Origin of the sequence: Lewinella sp. LCG006 (assembly GCF_040784935.1) — a bacterium.
GTDB lineage: Bacteria > Bacteroidota > Bacteroidia > Chitinophagales > Saprospiraceae > Lewinella.
Map to the genome: position 1 here is coordinate 694,567 of NZ_CP160680.1, position 12,958 is coordinate 707,524.

A 12,958-nucleotide genomic window follows, 5' to 3' on the forward strand; every position below is an offset into this window, starting at 1 on the left:
GCCAACTTCTATGTCTAGCGTAATTGGCACCATCATTCTCCTACTTACAGGCTTAGCTACTTACAAAGGCTTTGTCGATCGGGCCTATTACGAACGCCACGTTTTTCATACCGATCCTATTTTGATCGACAAACAATACGACCGGCTCATTTCTTCAGGTTTTCTGCACACCAATTGGCTTCACTTTGGCTTTAATATGGTAGCACTGCTTTCCTTCAGTTGGTCTTTGGAGTTTGTCCTTGGTATTCCCAAATACCTACTCATTTATTTCGGTGCGCTTCTAGGCGGAAACCTCCTTGCACTCTACCTGCACCGCAATCACGGCGACTACCGGGCCGTAGGCGCTTCCGGGGCAATCAGCGGCGTCATTTTCGCATCCGTCATACTTTTCCCTGAGATCAAAATCTCTCTTATCCTTCTTCCTTTTGAAATCAGCACCTGGGTATTTGGCCTTTGCTTCGTCATCATCTCTATTTTTGGCATCAAGTCTCAGTCCGACAACATCGGCCATGATGCCCACCTTGGCGGTGCGATTGTAGGGGTGCTGCTCACCATCATCATGCAACCTTCTGTTTTGCAAACCAGCTGGTGGTTGATCTTGCTAATACTTGTACCTACTGCTGTTTTCTTGCTCCTCATTGTCCGTACCCCCGCTGTCCTATTGGTCGACAACTACTGGGGAGAAGGGCTGCAACGCCCCCGTCGAAATAGGTCTTCCACCAAAAAGAAAGAAGTTTCCCTAGATTACCTGCTCGATAAAATCAAACATCAGGGCCTGGATAGCCTCTCCTCTTCAGAACGGGAAATGCTGGATCGCTATCGCAAGGAGATGTGATCATGCCCCCAAAACAAGATCCTATCCTTCCCCCGGAGAGGTATCCGAAGGACGGAGTCCCCTGCAAAAGTATCCAGCGCCCTAAGCCATCCGCTGCATCCACGGCTTGGCCTCTTCCAGTTGAGCTGCCAATTTAAAAAGGATGTCCTCACGGTAAATACCAGCCGTAAACATGACCCCAACCGGCAATCCCTCTGCATTCCAATGCAGCGGTACCGACATAGCGGGTTGCCCCGTCATATTTGCAATAGGCGTATAAGGCATGAAAGCAAATACCTTTTCCGCCAATTGCTCAATATTGGCCTTCATCAGGCTACCGAGGCGCAGGCTGCTGAGGACATTCACCAGTATTTTTTCCGCCGGGCTCGATTGCAAGCTACCTATCCGGAATGGTGCCAAAGCTACCGTAGGTGTCAGCAAACACTGATAACTTTGGTGAAAATGACCTTGCCGACGGGCCAAACCATTCCACTGGCTCCGGTAGTAAGCGTACTCACCTGCTGAGATAGCGTCTCCCAATAGGCCCAGCGCGTAGGTATTGGCTTCTACCTCACCGCGTTTAACCTTGATCCCGCGCGATGCACTGATGCTTTTCAACTCGGCGCTCACTTCCCCCATGATCAAGTGAAGAAAAGTCTTGGTTAAATCTTCTCTCTGGTAGGGCAATGGGATGGCCTCTACCTCGTGCCCCAAGTCAGCCAAAAGGTGGGCAGTTTCTTCAACCGCTTGCTTACAGTCTTCCGCTACTGGAAGTCCCAAAGGATGCTCCGTAGAAAAGCCTATTCTTAGTTTTTCAGGCGGGGTTTTCAAAAGATCAGTATACGCTACTTTCGGTGGTGGTGCATAATACAGTTCGCCAATACCCGGCTTCGAGAAGGTATCCAAAAATGCCGCACTGTCCCGCACACTCCTACTGTTACAGCCTTCAACCACCGCACCGTTCCAGCTTTCTCCAGCACCAGGCCCCAAACTCAGTCGCCCTCTCGATGGTTTCAACCCAAACAAGCCACAGCACGATGCTGGCATCCTGATGGAACCACCACCATCACTCGCCGTAGCCATTGGCACAATACCGCCAGCCACTGCTGCCGCGCTACCACCAGAGCTTCCTCCGGGGGTGTAATCCTTATTCCAGGGATTGCGCGTAACGCCAAAAGCTTCGGGTTCGGTAAAGGGCGTCAGGCCAAACTCCGGGGTATTGGTTTTCCCAAAAATCAACAAACCTTCTTTTCGGAATAACTGAACCAAATGACTGTCTACTTCTGAGACCATCCCCTCTGTCGAGCGAGAGCCGATCCGTAGAGCTGTCCCCTTTAGTGCCAAGCCCAAATCTTTAATAAGAAAAGGTACCCCACCAAACTTTTGTGCTGCCGAAGGTGGGTGGTTAGCAAGTTGTTCACGTGCAAACTCATAAAGAGGTAAATTGATCGCGTTGAGTTGTGGATTGACCTCCTCGGCACGAGCAATGGCAATGTCTAATAATTCAGCAGCCGTGATTTGCCCACTTCGTACGAGTTCGGCAAGCCCCTGTGCATCGTATTGGCGGTATTCGGAGAAGGTCATGGCGTTGGGTAGTTTGGTTAACTACCAAAGATAAAATTATTACTTTAATCCGTTATCCGCTGCTTTACGGCCTCATATACCTGCGTACGTAACCAACTTTGCTGGTTGTTAGAAATCCGAAAAGCATCACGGATAATCCCCTGGTAACCGTCTACTTGAAGTGGATAATCGTAAATACTAACATCAAGTGCACTTCCAAAAGTGTCATAATAGTAGTTGCCCTCAAAGGCCAGACTAAATTTACTTCTCAATAAATCCCCCTCGCTGGCCAACTGCAAGGAAGTAAGACCAGATGCCATAGGTCCGACATATTGTCTCTTCCAATGCGCGATCCCCCCTGCGGAGGTTAATGGATAATCGTTGTTTAAAAAAACAACATCTCCATCATTCGCGGCAATACTGACGAAAGGATAATTCAAACTGGCTTCTTCAAGAAAATACCGAGGGGCCACATTCACTTCCGTCGGCCATTGCTCGAAATACTGTTGGTTCAAGTAGGTCGTTTCACCGGGGATAATTGTTCGTACTAAAAACCCATTTCCTCTTCTAGGTACTAGCAGGCTGATGGTCGAGAGATGCTCATAATCTCCTAGTATAACGAAAGAAGGGGAGGTATTGTCTTTTAACCAAGCTACCCGAATTTGATACTCACTTACACCAGCAGGTAGATTCAATGCAAAAGATTTATATTCCAGTGGTTCAAATCCATTAAATGAACCGGAATTAAAAGCTCGAAAGTTTATTTCCCGGCCAAGCCATTCCCCTGTAGCCGCTAGTCGTACGGCCAATAAACCATTGGTATTCTCTGCTGCGAAGGGACGAAAAGTAACCCTTAATTGCTCCTGCTCTACATCATAAATATAACTAAATCTTGTGCTTGTTGTCATTTGCCCAGCGGGTAAACCCATATAGATAACAGAGTCAATTTCCGGCGAATTATTAAATCTAGCCACATTGATTGGGGTCAAAGAAATTCCCGAAGAATAAAAAAGGTCCGAAATACTAGCAAAGCGTATCCCGCTTCTCTGTTCCACCTCTGCGACTTGTTGAATTAATATCCGGTTTACCAATCCTCCTCCATCCAGATTAACCCTTTCTTTACCTGCTAAACTCAGTGAATAACGTTCTTCGCAAGCCATGACCGCATTCAAGAAGTAAGTTATTCCACCTGTAGCTATATTCCCATCTTCAAAAACAACGTTATTTTCCGAGTCATTCAACCAGACCAATGGTTGCAAGATAGAAGGCAAGGCGACGTCCATGACATAGACCTCGTTACATTCTCCGGTGTCAATAGCTAAAGGATCTTTGTTGTTGCAAGTAAAAAACATTAGACAGAGGACAGGAAAGAGCAGTAGTGTGCGCATTTTCGTAGTAATTTTCGTTTTAGAAAAATCAATAATCCATTTACTGAAATAGTACACTACACCATTGATAACGCTGACGGTCCAGCCAGGAAAGCTCCGCTAGCCTTTTGTATTGGTCGAGCGACTGGGCCGCAGGGTAATGGTGATGGGTTACTCTAAAACCACCTTCCTCCCAGACATTTTCAAGATAGGCTGCTTCTGGATAGCAGGCGGTAAATTCACCTGCAACTTTCGGTATAGATATATGCGTTTTACCCGCCTCTAATAAGCCTGCCAGCGAGCGCTGAAATGCAGAAGTGACCATTAAAGGGTAATCTGAATTAGTCAGACGGACATAACCTGGCAGGTTCAGTTCAACACTTGCGGTAGTACCATCTATGGTAGCTGCATCAATGGTATTAACTCCTAAGGAAACTTCTGTAGGTAAATCCTCATAATATTCTTGCATCCCCCATGATTCCGAGAGTAAACTTGAACTAGAAAACGCTAACAATATCCCTTCAAAAACGGTAGGCATCCAAATTTTAATTTTTTGCTCATTTATTACATGCTCCCCTAATTTTACGGTTTTTTGTTCCGCAATATCTAATACAACTTTTGCCATAAAAACCTTTGCCTCCTCTCCGGCAAGTACAACCTCTTCCTCTCTAAGCACCTCGTTAAATTCACTAAAATGAATGGTTCTGCTCTGGTCATTAAGCCTATTGATACAAATAGCCCGCAATTCCGAAGATCCAGGAAGCCTTACCCCTATATAGGACCAGGGGCTATATTCATTGACTACTGATTCCGGAAAGTTAATCGTCTTCGTCTGAGCGCCAACATCAGAGGAGTAAGTAAAGCTTTCTGAGGGAAGTAATATGACCTCTTGAACAAATGGGATACCCGTAATTGTCAATGAAAAAGCAGCTTTTTGAACACTAGAATAATCTTCATAATGTAGCTCCTGTATTAGATCAATGGCCTTGCCATGCTCAACATTAAAGTACGATCTTAAAAAATAAGTCTCAGCGTAGGAGAATCCTGATCCTACAGCAATGGTTTGACCAAGCTTCCTCAACAGATTAACGGTATAGGTCTCCTGGCAGCCATCCAACCAATTCATAAAAATAGGATAAGTGCTTACATACCGTTCATCCCGCAAACCGCCATAAGGATTGGTCAAATAAGCCATTGTTGTACCTCCTAAGTTTGGGCCAGCAATGATATCTATCGCCCGATCACCTTGCCCTGGGCATTCAAGGGCGTTTTCTTTTTCACAGCTGATAAAAGTCAAGAATGCCAAAAGAAAGAGGAGGTAGTTGGAGTTGCGCGTATTCATACTTGATGTTTTAACCTTAAATGGATATGCCGAAAGTCAAGCCAAGATAAACATTATGCGCTATTTGATCGTAAAAAAGCAAAAGGGGCAAAACCGTCATGGTCTTGCCCCTTTTTCATTATCAGCTGCCGGGTTGGTTTACCCCATCACTGCTTTCACCGCATCGGCAGCATCTTGCAAAGCGATCGCCGAACGGACATTCAGTCCACTCTGGTCGATAATATCCTTGGCAATTTCGGCATTGGTGCCTTGCAGGCGAACGATGATTGGCACTTTAATATCGCCAATGTTCTTATAGGCATCAACGACTCCTTGTGCAACACGGTCACAACGAACAATACCACCAAAGATATTGATCAGGATCGCTTTCACGCGGTCATCACGCAAGATGATGCGGAAGGCATTTTCTACCCGCTTGGCATCGGCCGTACCACCTACATCGAGGAAGTTAGCAGGCTCACCACCACTCAACTTGATGATATCCATGGTAGCCATAGCCAGTCCAGCGCCGTTTACCATACAACCTACGTTACCGTCTAACTGCACGTAGTTAAGACCAAAAGCCTTAGCTTCTACCTCGGTGGGATCTTCCTCGTGTACATCGCGGTAGTCTGCCAGGTCTTTGTGGCGGTACAAAGCGTTTTCATCAAGGGTAAACTTACAGTCTACCGCAATTACACGCTCGTCGCCAGGGTTGTACATACATGGGTTGATCTCGATCATGCTCGCATCTGACCCTACAAAAGCATTGTACAGGTTGGTGATAAACTTCACCATATTCTTGAATCCCTGTCCGCTCATACCCAGGTTGAAGGCCACTTTGCGGGCCTGAAAACCTTGCAGTCCCAGCTCAGGATCAATGTATTCTTTCAACACCTTATCAGGGGTGTGTTCAGCTACTTCTTCGATGTCCATACCGCCCTCGGTACTGTAGACAATGACATTACACTTGCGGCCACGATCCATCAAGATAGACACGTAAAATTCGCGACAAGCGTCGAAATCTGGTGCATAAGCATCCTCTGCTACCAATACCTTGCGTACCAGTTTACCAGGACCATTCAAGCCACCAGGCGTCTGCGGTGTTTTCAACATCATGCCCAGGATGTTTCCGGCATGTTCTTTCACACCCTCCAGGTTCTTAGCGAGTTTCACCCCACCACCTTTTCCACGGCCACCAGCGTGGATTTGCGCTTTGACAATGGCAATATCACTACCCGTTTCTTCACGTAGCTCATCGTAAGCTTTCACTGCTTGGTCAACAGTTTCCGCTACTTTGCCACGCTGAATAGGTACATTGTATTTCGTTAGAATTTCTTTCCCTTGGTATTCGTGCAAATTCATATTTGAGGCAGGTTGTTTTTTGACGCTGCAAAGGTAGGCAAAATGCGCGGACAGGCAAAGAATAATAAACCCTCTGATTTTTTTTGTGCGTCAGTAGCAAGCAGTCATTACGCGACTTATCGTCATTGTGTACGATTTTCACTTTGTTGCCCGAAAAAAGATGGTTAAGGTAAGATGACAGAAGTTGCCAAACAAATAATCAGTAAATCGCTAGAAACAAGGAAGAAAGGAGAAGAATGGCCATAAAATAGCAGCTTAATATTTGCTCAAGCGACGTTAAAAAAGCGTTAAGGCGACAAAAAAAACTTTAAGATCCTTGGTTCTTTCCCAAAGATGCGCTTATATTTGACCCAGCTTCACAAATGGAGTGGTTCAATCTTTCACTTAATCTATCTTCTATAGCTCGTAACTTCTACACTTAACGTTTAGCAACAATTCAAAATTGTTGTAATCCCTTTTTAAAAGCTAAATCGTTACGTCATGCAAGTTACAGCATTAAACGACCAGCAACTCATTGCTTGTTACCTAGATGGAAATGAAAGAGCCTTCGAAGAACTGCTCAATCGTCACCAACAAAAGATTTATACCTCGATCTATCTCTTCGTTAAAGAGCAATCTTTAGCTGAGGATATTTTTCAGGAGGTCTTCATAAAGATCATTGATACCCTGCGCAAGGGTAAATACAATCACGAAGGCAAGTTTTTGCAGTGGGCCATGCGTATTGCTTACAATATGTGTGTAGATCACTTCCGCCGCAACAAGCGTCGCCCGCAACTGTCTCCTACCGAAACGTTTGACATCTTCGATGTACTCAAGTCCAACGACCTGAATGCCGAGCAAGATATCATTCGTAGCCAGACGCACCAGAAGGTTCGCCAACTGGTAGACCAGCTACCTCCAGAGCAGCGTGAAGTTGTCATTCTTCGTCATTATGCAGATATGAGCTTCAAAGAAATTTCGCAGCTCACCCGCGTTAGCATCAATACGGCCTTGGGTCGGATGCGTTACGCACTGATCAATATCCGCAAGATGGTAGAGGAAAAAGACATTGTCCTACAATAGTATTGCGCAAAAAATAAATTGCGCTTTTTCTAAGGTTTTCCAAATAGATGACACACTTAAAATGAAGCGTTTTGTCATCTATTTGAAAAACAAAAGCGCAATTTATTTTTGTGCTGTTTCTTAGAAAACTGACGGAACGATAGTATTACCCCAAATTATCAATGAAGCCCGAGGCGAGTAGTTAACCAACTGCTCGCCTCGGTTTTTTTATGCTTTGAAAACTATCCTCCTTAAGAATATGTTCAGCAGGAGTATTTAGTTATTTTTGCGGCAAATTAAATAGTACATTATGTTTATTATCCCTCCTTATATCCGCATTGCCCTTATTGCCTTGGGTATTGTTGGTGGTATTGCCCTATGGGCTACCTTTGGTTTTTGGTACGGCTTTTTCTTCGTACTTACGGGGGTTATCTTGTTGTTAGGCCTTATCTTTTTAGGCACTGTGGGACCAGCAGCCCAGGCACTACAAGATTCTGATTTTGATAAGGCAGAGAAAATGCTCAATCTTACGCCCAATCCCAATTGGCTCTACTCTACCAATAAAGCCTATTTCTATATGCTCAAAGGCTCCATCGCGATCGCCCGCAAGGACGTAAACGAAGGAGAGCGCTACCTGAAAATGGCCGAAGCAGTAGAAGTACCTTCCGATAATGAACGCGCCATGCTGCAGATTCAGCTGGCTCAGATTGCCCTAAGTAAGCAACGTTTCCAGGAAGCAAAAATTCATTACAAGAAAGCCAAAGGACTTAAAATTTCCGAAGGCCCTCTCAAAGATCAGTTCCGCCAGTTGGAGCAAGCGATTAATCAGAGTGGCCAAATGAAAGCTGCCATGCGCCAAGGACGTGCTGGCCACGGCATGACCGCAGGCAAAGGAGGCAAACGCAGACGGCCAAAGATGAGATAGACGAAGTCGGAGGTCGGAATTAGCTTGTAGGGGTTGGAAAGGTGGAAGGGTGTAAACGTGTAAGGGTTTAAGCCTTAAGACATTGCCTTGAGGCAAACCAACTAACGGTCTAACCATTCTCAAACCCATATTAAAGAACCAACCTCCTAATTCAAATGACGATCATTTTATTGCTCGATTATATTGGTACCTGTGTTTTCGCTATTTCAGGAGCACTTGCTGGTATGCGCCACCGCTTCGACCCATTTGGGGTACTCATCCTGGCGGCCGTCACTGCGGTAGGGGGAGGTAGTCTGAGAGACGTGCTCATCGGGCGCACGCCGGTGGGTTGGATGCAGGACATCAACTATGCTTACCTGATCATTACCGGAACCCTCATTGCTATCCTCTTCCGAAAATACCTCTCCTACGTTCGCCGAACCATGTTTCTTTTTGATTCTATTGGTCTTGGCTTGTTTACCATCATTGGCGTAGAAATTGGCGTAGCTGCGGGCCTACATCCGGTCATCTGCGTTTTACTTGGCACCCTGAGTGCTTCTTTTGGTGGGGTCATCAGGGATATTCTCTCCAACGAAGTGCCTTTGATTTTCCACAAAGAAGTGTACGCCTCCTTGAGTATCCTGGGCGGTATTACCTATCTCCTTTTACAAGAAACTGCTTTGCCCTCCAATTGGGCTTATATACTTACTAGTGGCATGGTGGTCGTGCTCAGAATATTTGCCGTCCGCAAAAACTGGGTCATCCCGAAATTGTATCAGGAAGAGCATTAAAACGAGAGGTCTACCATGGTGCTGCTTATACGGAACGCTGCTTGAATCCAGGTACTAAGTTCCTTAAAAACGCAAGGCTATTCCTACGCCATCACCAGAAAGTACGGGCTGTAAACTTCCAGTCTGCCCCATCTGAATATTGTAATCATCCAGTGCCCGGTTTATCTTCAAGTTTCCAGCGGCAGCAATGGCTACACCAACCAAACTAATCCCCATCCCTGTCCATAAAACACCCATATTTGGAGGCTCAACTTTTGAATTGTAGGTAGAATAATTGAATTGACTCGTTGTTTTTCGGCTCATCGTCGACAAACCTATCGTACTGATCAGCAAGCCTCCTCCTGCAACTACCAAGCCTGCAGTTTTCGCGGTATAACCCGATTGATAATCATTGTAGATAGCGGGTTGCCTCTCTAATCGATGAAAGAATTCCTCCTTACTGATTAACCGGAATCCTTCGTAGTATTTATTTGCCTGTATGCGCAGATAGGATTCTCGTACAGCAAAGGAATTGCTCTGTTGCGCTGCCTCCAGATTAATGATCTCCTGATGGCCATTCGCATAAGTGATCATCAGTACCTCCGGGCGCTCTAATACATAAACCGGGCCATCGGTGAAGTCTGTTCGTTTGTAGCGAATTTCGTAACCAACTTCCAGTACTTTCGCTTCTATTCGCTCACCACTGACCAGTTCAATAAGGTCTTGAGCTATGATATCGTTAAAAAAGAAGGAGCATAAAACAGAGAAAAGTAGAACGTTTTTCATGGTGTTTTCTTTTAAAACTAATACCCGTACACTGTTAAGCCATACCCCTAAAATGGCTTTAACCTCTTTTTAACCCTTCTTGTGATTCCCTTAACTATTAAGCAAGGCTACACCGCCCGCAGCTCCTTCTTCAAGATTTTGCCCGTGGCACTCATCGGCAACGCCGCTAAGAACTGTATTTGGCGGGGATATTTATAGGCAGCGATGCGCTCTTTGGTCCACTCCATCAACTCACTTTCCGTTACTTCGCTTCCTTCTTTCAAGACCACACAGGCTTGAATCTCCTCTCCCATTTCATCATCCGGCACCCCTATAACGGCAACCAAAGACACAGCCTCATGCTTCATCATCACCTCTTCCACCTCTCTAGGATAAACGTTGAGCCCTCCTCTGATGATCATATCCTTGGTACGATCAACGATGTAGAAAAAACCATCCTCGTCTTGCACGGCCACATCGCCCGAGTGCATCCAGCCGCCACGTAACACTTCTTCGTTGATTTCAGGACGATTGTAGTACCCTTTCATCACGTTGTGCCCACGGTATACCAATTCGCCTTTTTCACCTAGCGGTACTTCCTGGTCATTTTCGTCCACCAATTTCACTTCTACACCCCACACCGGTGTGCCCACACTCCCAGGTTTACGGCCCCTATCCAGATGGTTGAAGGTCACGACGGGAGAACCTTCCGACATACCGTAGCCTTCCAAAATGGGCACTTTGAATTTCACTTCAAAATCTTCCAGCACCTTCACCGGTAAGGAAGCTCCACCCGAGACACACATCCGCAATTGTTCGGAAATCTGGTCCAGATCAAAGGTCTTGTTCTCGTAGTTGAGCAGCCCCCAATACATGGTAGGCACGCCGGCAAAAACCGTGACTTTGTGTTTGGTCATCAAACCCAGCACCGCTTCGGCATCAAAACGCGGCAACAGCACGCTGGTAGCTCCTTTGTAGATACCCGCATTCATCAGGCAGGTCATCGCAAAAATGTGGAAGAGCGGCAACACGATCAGCTGTGTATCATCCGTCTGGGTGGTGATGACCCCCGTCGAAAGGATGGCATTCTGTAACAAGTTGGAATGCGTCAGTTCCGCTCCTTTGGGCTTGCCTGTGGTGCCGGAGGTATAGATGATCAAGGCCGTATCCTCGGCACCCGTAGGTTCCGTATCGGCTACGGGCGACTGGTCTTTCATCAACATCCCCAGCGAGCGTACTCCGGTAATCGTCGGTGCATCCTGTGGGCGGGCAGTAATCTCAAAGAAATGCCGGCACGTAGCAACTTCCTCAAAACCGGCATGGCCTTCCTGCGCCATGGGTAGATCGGGCGTCCCCGTAAAACAAAAATAAGCCTTGGCTTCCGAATCCTGGAGGTGGTAAGTAATCTCCTCCCGCTTTAGTAAAACGCTCAGCGGCACCACCACCGCCCCCGCTTTGAGGATGCCAAAATAAGCCATCGGAAAGTAGGGCAAGTTCAGGCAACTCAGCGCTATCTTATCGCCAGGTACAATACCCGCCGCCCGTAAGCCATTGGCCACCTGGTTGGCAGCACCATTGACTTGCGCGTACGTCAAGGCGGTGTCCATAAAAATAAAAGCGTCTTTATTAGGATAGCGGCGAGCACTGTCTTCCAGTAGTACGGAAAGGTTGAGCATTGTATTGGATGGTTGGTTAGGAGAAAATCAATGTAGTCCTGCTAAAATTAAGGAATAGTAAAAGGATTCAAAGGATTTCCTGTGATATTTCGGCGACATAAGCACTTGTTTCGGCTACTTCCCCCTTTTGTTATAGGGCTATGCCTTCTGCACCTTCGTGCAGGGTGTGAAACCCTGCCCTACGGAGCAGTTCCTATCCCTGCTCTCCAGATGAATCGGGATTCGGCGCTTCAGGCTACGCCTTGCACGCTAGGTAGCGCCATTTGTATAAATACATTTATGCATTTACACGAAACTCAGGGGGCCTGGTTTGGTGAAGATGCCTTTCCGGCCTGCCTCTGTAGAGGAAAGGGAGGGGTTGGGGTTGTTTTTGGGATAGTTTGTTGTTTGGGCGAGGGCTATCCTCCTCCGTCACTGCGTGACACCTCCTCCAGCGGGTAAAATTGGCTTATATTTATCAGCTCTCTCTACAGCTTCGTACATTATCACAGTATCTGATGGGAAAGGAAATTTTCAACATGCGCAATTTCTAAAGCAAACTAATTATGAATTATACCTACACGATATTTATTTTGTTTTTTTGCACGACTTTTTCGTCAGCACAAATCGCTTTCTCTGATGCCCATGTTGCTCTATATACGGGTGTAAACGTGATTGCAATTGAGGAGTCCAACTCGCTGTTTTATAGGGAAGGAGAACCTGTGGTTAAGCCTAATTTTGGTTTAGCTCTGAACTTAGAGTGGGAGATAACTACGAGCGTCTTTCTGAATATTGGGTCACGGATAGATATCTTCCATCATCGGATAGAAAACGAACACTACGATGGAGGGATTAATCCTTTTGAGCCTTTTGCTAATCCAAACTCCTGGACTAGAAATTCTGATATAAATTACCTATCGATAGGTATACCTATATCAACAGTATTTTATTATGGCCGTCACAAGCAGTGGAAAATATCTCCTGGATTATTCACATCTTACCGACTTGCTAATTTCTCTTCCTATCAACAAAAAGATATTGAAAGATTTGGAACAATAAACCAAATAAATCCAGACGGATCGATTACTTATCTCTATGCAGAGCTACCTTTTCCAATTGTCAAAAACTCGGAAAACAAAGATTTTGATCTTCCTTCTAAACGCATACAATACGGTTTAACGTTTAATCTAGGGTACACCCTATTCGAAAAGTGTAATCGAGGTTGGAGAGTAGGTGCGCAGGTTGATTACTATTTAAGTGAGAATAAGCTACGCCGCTATCACTCCTTAAAATGGAGTCCATCTTTGTATTTTGAAACTTCTTTAAGAACAGCGCAAAAATAAATTGCGCAATACTTATGACCGAAGAGGTCATTTTATCATAGCCTCTCCCT

11 protein-coding genes are annotated in these 12,958 nt (G+C 45.8%); 5 read left to right on the forward strand and 6 right to left on the reverse strand.

The annotated features are described in order from the left end of the window. The first annotated feature begins 10 nt into the window (after positions 1 to 10). Entirely contained in the window at positions 11 to 835 is an 825-nt protein-coding gene (locus AB0L18_RS02445) for a rhomboid family intramembrane serine protease (RefSeq protein ID WP_367391000.1), read from the forward strand. Positions 836 to 916: 81 nt separating this feature from the next. Here the strand turns inward: AB0L18_RS02445 and AB0L18_RS02450 are convergent, their stop codons facing one another. From AB0L18_RS02450 to sucC, 4 genes are all read right to left on the reverse strand, one after another. Then, positions 917 to 2,398 (reverse strand): amidase, encoded by a 1,482-nt coding sequence (locus AB0L18_RS02450; protein WP_367391001.1) that lies wholly within the window; start codon positions 2,396 to 2,398, stop codon positions 917 to 919. 44 nt (positions 2,399 to 2,442) lie between these two features. Then, positions 2,443 to 3,765: a hypothetical protein gene (locus tag AB0L18_RS02455; RefSeq protein WP_367391002.1), complete on the reverse strand. Its 1,323-nt coding sequence runs from the start codon at positions 3,763 to 3,765 to the stop codon at positions 2,443 to 2,445. A 40-nt stretch (positions 3,766 to 3,805) separates the two neighbouring features. Further along, the gene (locus AB0L18_RS02460) at positions 3,806 to 5,086 is read right to left on the reverse strand and encodes a hypothetical protein (protein WP_367391003.1); all 1,281 of its coding nucleotides are present in this window, start codon (positions 5,084 to 5,086) and stop codon (positions 3,806 to 3,808) included. A 138-nt stretch (positions 5,087 to 5,224) separates the two neighbouring features. Beyond that, positions 5,225 to 6,430, reverse strand: a complete 1,206-nt coding sequence (sucC, locus tag AB0L18_RS02465; RefSeq protein ID WP_367391004.1) for an ADP-forming succinate--CoA ligase subunit beta — start codon at positions 6,428 to 6,430, stop codon at positions 5,225 to 5,227. A gap of 480 nt (positions 6,431 to 6,910) precedes the next feature. Between sucC and AB0L18_RS02470 the strand changes: the two genes are divergently transcribed. The 3 genes from AB0L18_RS02470 (at position 6,911) to AB0L18_RS02480 (ending at position 9,166) form a co-directional block, all read left to right on the forward strand. Next, positions 6,911 to 7,492, forward strand: coding sequence for an RNA polymerase sigma factor (locus tag AB0L18_RS02470; RefSeq protein ID WP_367391005.1), 582 nt, complete (start codon positions 6,911 to 6,913; stop codon positions 7,490 to 7,492). Positions 7,493 to 7,781: 289 nt separating this feature from the next. Further along, positions 7,782 to 8,396 carry a tetratricopeptide repeat protein gene (locus AB0L18_RS02475; RefSeq protein ID WP_367391006.1) on the forward strand — a complete coding sequence of 205 codons (615 nt, stop codon included), beginning with the start codon at positions 7,782 to 7,784 and terminating at the stop codon, positions 8,394 to 8,396. Between the two features lie 155 nt (positions 8,397 to 8,551). Further along, on the forward strand, positions 8,552 to 9,166 hold the full coding sequence (locus AB0L18_RS02480; RefSeq protein ID WP_367391007.1) for a trimeric intracellular cation channel family protein: 615 nt from the start codon (positions 8,552 to 8,554) through the stop codon (positions 9,164 to 9,166). A 63-nt stretch (positions 9,167 to 9,229) separates the two neighbouring features. Here AB0L18_RS02480 and AB0L18_RS02485 read toward each other — a convergent pair whose 3' ends face one another. Next, the gene (locus AB0L18_RS02485; RefSeq protein WP_367391008.1) at positions 9,230 to 9,931 is read right to left on the reverse strand and encodes a hypothetical protein; all 702 of its coding nucleotides are present in this window, start codon (positions 9,929 to 9,931) and stop codon (positions 9,230 to 9,232) included. A gap of 107 nt (positions 9,932 to 10,038) precedes the next feature. Then, a complete protein-coding gene (locus tag AB0L18_RS02490; RefSeq protein ID WP_367391009.1) occupies positions 10,039 to 11,586 on the reverse strand; it encodes a long-chain fatty acid--CoA ligase in 1,548 nt (515 codons plus the stop codon). Between the two features lie 545 nt (positions 11,587 to 12,131). Between AB0L18_RS02490 and AB0L18_RS02495 the strand changes: the two genes are divergently transcribed. Further along, positions 12,132 to 12,908 carry an outer membrane beta-barrel protein gene (locus AB0L18_RS02495; protein WP_367391010.1) on the forward strand — a complete coding sequence of 259 codons (777 nt, stop codon included), beginning with the start codon at positions 12,132 to 12,134 and terminating at the stop codon, positions 12,906 to 12,908. The last annotated feature ends 50 nt before the right edge of the window (positions 12,909 to 12,958 follow it).

Coding starts and splice junctions, on each gene's coding strand:
- AB0L18_RS02445 (WP_367391000.1), top strand. CDS start 11: ATGTCTAGCGTAATTGGCACCATCATTCTCCTACTTACAGGCTTAGCT.
- AB0L18_RS02450 (WP_367391001.1), bottom strand. CDS start 2,398: ATGACCTTCTCCGAATACCGCCAATACGATGCACAGGGGCTTGCCGAA.
- AB0L18_RS02455 (WP_367391002.1), bottom strand. CDS start 3,765: ATGCGCACACTACTGCTCTTTCCTGTCCTCTGTCTAATGTTTTTTACT.
- AB0L18_RS02460 (WP_367391003.1), bottom strand. CDS start 5,086: ATGAATACGCGCAACTCCAACTACCTCCTCTTTCTTTTGGCATTCTTG.
- sucC (WP_367391004.1), bottom strand. CDS start 6,430: ATGAATTTGCACGAATACCAAGGGAAAGAAATTCTAACGAAATACAAT.
- AB0L18_RS02470 (WP_367391005.1), top strand. CDS start 6,911: ATGCAAGTTACAGCATTAAACGACCAGCAACTCATTGCTTGTTACCTA.
- AB0L18_RS02475 (WP_367391006.1), top strand. CDS start 7,782: ATGTTTATTATCCCTCCTTATATCCGCATTGCCCTTATTGCCTTGGGT.
- AB0L18_RS02480 (WP_367391007.1), top strand. CDS start 8,552: ATGACGATCATTTTATTGCTCGATTATATTGGTACCTGTGTTTTCGCT.
- AB0L18_RS02485 (WP_367391008.1), bottom strand. CDS start 9,931: ATGAAAAACGTTCTACTTTTCTCTGTTTTATGCTCCTTCTTTTTTAAC.
- AB0L18_RS02490 (WP_367391009.1), bottom strand. CDS start 11,586: ATGCTCAACCTTTCCGTACTACTGGAAGACAGTGCTCGCCGCTATCCT.
- AB0L18_RS02495 (WP_367391010.1), top strand. CDS start 12,132: ATGAATTATACCTACACGATATTTATTTTGTTTTTTTGCACGACTTTT.